3 protein-coding genes are annotated in these 2,877 nt (G+C 73.9%); all 3 read right to left on the bottom strand.

From position 1 onward, the window contains the following. Positions 1 to 1,472, bottom strand: a 1,472-nt coding sequence (locus I59_RS19675) for a protease pro-enzyme activation domain-containing protein (protein ID WP_049976563.1), incomplete at its 3' end; no start/stop codon positions are given. A gap of 324 nt (positions 1,473 to 1,796) precedes the next feature. Beyond that, complete coding sequence (locus I59_RS19670) at positions 1,797 to 2,402, bottom strand: substrate-binding domain-containing protein (RefSeq protein ID WP_222835002.1); 606 nt, start codon at positions 2,400 to 2,402, stop codon at positions 1,797 to 1,799. 10 nt (positions 2,403 to 2,412) lie between these two features. Next, positions 2,413 to 2,877: MFS transporter (locus tag I59_RS09835; RefSeq protein ID WP_031273546.1), on the bottom strand; the 465-nt coding region annotated here is incomplete at its 5' end.

Raw genomic sequence — 2,877 nt, 5'->3', positions numbered from 1 at the left:
GAGCGACGAAGGCACGACACCCTCTGGTAGGCGGGCTGGTCGAAGAGCGTGCTCTGCCCACCGCCGGCACCGCCGCCGACGAGGTTGCCGGGGAGCGGTGCGGCGTAGACGTCGCCGCGGTCGCTGGACACGATCTGGTCGAGCACGTCGCCCCACCCGGTCTCGAACGTCTTGCGGCCGTTCGCGCCGATGCCGAGGCTCGTGCCGCCGACCGCGGTCACCCACGGGCTCGACGCCGGGAAGTCCGGCTGGGCGCTGCCCAGCGCGGCCGACTCGTCGCCGTTGTCACCGCTCGAGAAGTACAGGCCGATGCCCTCGCCGGCGGCCTGGATGTGCAGGTTCTCCTGGCCGCGGATGCTCGACAGCGGCACGTTCTCGCCGACGTCGCCGTAGCTGTTGCTCACCAGGTGCGCGAGGCCCTTGTCGAGGACCTTCGACATCGCGACGTCGAGTCCGCCACCGCAGTTCGTGCCACCGACGTACAGGATCTTCGCCGCGGGCGCGACCGCGTGCACGGACTGGACGTCGAGCGTCTCCTCGCCCTGCCACCCGCTCGGCTGCTGGCACAGCGCCTGGTCGGTGTACTGCGACGGCGACGGGACGCGCTGGGCGAACGTCGCACTGGTCAGGCCGGGCTCGCCGTTCTGCGCGGAGTAGGTGTTCGTGTCGCTGACGATCGTCGGGGAGGCGTACGCGTCGATGATCGCGACCGTCTGTCCCTCACCGCGGATCCCGTGGGCGTGCAGGGTGTCGACGCCGTAGGCGGAGCGGATCTGCTTCGGGACGTAGCCGCAGGCGAAGGTGTCGACGGTCGTCTTCCCGTACGCGGCCGGGACGGTGGCGGTGCGCTGCCCGTCGTACGCCGAGCACTGCGCCTGGATGCCGGTCGGGCCGGTGGCCTGCTGCCGCAGGGTGTGCGCCGGCGTCGAGGTCGCCGGAGTCTCGCCCTGCTGGACGAGCTCCGGGTGCGTGAGCAGCCGGCCCTGGTCGACGCTGACACCGCTGACGAGCCCGGCGATCGACGACGGCAGCGACGGCGCGCTCGCGGGTGCGACGAGGGTGTGGCCGGCGTGCCGGTAGCTGTGCAGCGTGGTGCCGAGCACCGAGCCGACCACGGACGCCGGACCGCGGAACACCACGAACTCGTGGCTGGCCGGGACGGCCGTGATCGTGAGGCCCTGGGCGCGGAGGTACCCCGTGACCGCATCGGCGTCGGCCTTGGTCGGTGCGTACTCCGCGATCCAGGCCTTCGGGCTCAGGGGCTTGCGGTACCGGGCGTTGCCGGGGGTCGACACCGCCGTCGCGAGCGCCTCGGCACCGTGCTGGTCCTGCAGCGGGAGGTACACCTCGCCCTCGACGTCGGTGCTCGCGTCGACGGTGCCGGTGTCGTTCGTGCTCGTCGCCCACGTGGGGACGGAGTCGGGCAGGGTCCGACGGGTGGCCGCGTCGGCCGGGCCGGCGGCGAGCGCCACGGCGCCGATCGTGCACGCAACGGTCGTCAGGGCGACCAGGGCGGTGCGGGTCGTGCGGGTGCCGGTCCTGCGGGGTTCGGTCCGACCAGGGGTCGGTGGGCGTCGTTGCACTTCGGGTCCTCTCACCGGGGAACTGGGGTGAGCCGACTGTAGTGAGCTTGTGGAACGACCGGACAGTCGGTGGTTCCACCGACGAACGATGTCACCCGTGCGGGGGTGCGGACTGTCGGTCTGCTCAGCGAACGAACGCCGTCGTTCCGGGGCGGACGGGGCGCTCGCTGGGGACTCGCCGCGAGACGCGCGACCCCACTTGCGCCGCCGGGGTCATCCGTTCCCCGGCTGTCCACCACGTTCGAGCGCCCCGGCCGGCTTCTCCCCACGCTGCAGGGACTCCACGACGGCCGTCGCGCGCGCGACCGTGGCCGCGTCCGAGTCCGAGCCCTGGACGCGGTAGTCCGCGGAGACGCCGTCGCCGCCTGTGCCCGAGGCCGGGAGGGGGTCCCCGAGGGCGACGACCACCACACCGGCATCGTGCGCCACCTGGACCGCGCCGGACAGCGACGCCGGGTCGGCCGCCTCGACCAGGATCGCCTTCGCGCCGCGCTGCACGAGCACCCGCAGCGCACGGCGTTGGTCGGCGGCCGCGTCCGAGGCACCGGCGACGCGGACGTCCGGACGGAAGCCCGCTGCCGTCAGGTCGTCGTGGAACCTCGTCGCGAGCGGGACGCCGCCCGAGGTGCGGCCCGGTGTGTCCGCGCTGTGCAGCAGGACGACCCCGACGATCGCGTGCTGGTCGAACCCGCCGTCGGAGCTCGTGAGGTCGCTGCTCTGCACCGGGGTCGGGGCAGCGGAGGTCGTGCCCTGGCACCCGGTCAGGGCGAGGGCGGCCGCGAGCGCGACGGCCGCGGCGGCGACGATGCGGGAGGACACGGCCGTCACGCTACCCGCCCGCGACGGGGGACGGCTGCGGCGCGGACGGGGGTGGGACCGGACCGAGTCGTCGGACCGCGGCCCACGCGAGGAGCGCGACGGCGATCATGCCGCCGAACACCAGCGGGAAGGCCACCTCCGTGTCCGCCCCGCCCGTGCCGACGAAGAGCAGCCCGGTCAGCGCGAGCCCGATCACGCTCCCGGCGGCGTCGGCGATCGTCAGGGCACTGCTCGCGAAGCCGTCGTCGCCCTCGCCGGAGAAGCGCAGCGTGAGCATCGAGGTCCGCGGGTAGATCGCGCCCATGCCCGCCCCGCCGACGAACCAGCCGACGACGAGCAGCCACCACGGCAACCCGAACGCGGCGACGGCGAAGGCGGCGACGAGGCTGACGAGCACCAGGCCGAGACCGACCGTGAAGGTCCGGGCCGCCGTAAGGCGCTGCTCCCCCAGCCGGCCGTGCAGCCAGCTCGAGCC

It is taken from the genome of Curtobacterium sp. B8 (assembly GCF_000333315.1).
Classification (GTDB): domain Bacteria; phylum Actinomycetota; class Actinomycetes; order Actinomycetales; family Microbacteriaceae; genus Curtobacterium; species Curtobacterium luteum.
The sequence above is the reverse complement of the archived record's forward strand: the minus strand, read 5'-3'. Positions and strand labels throughout refer to the sequence as shown.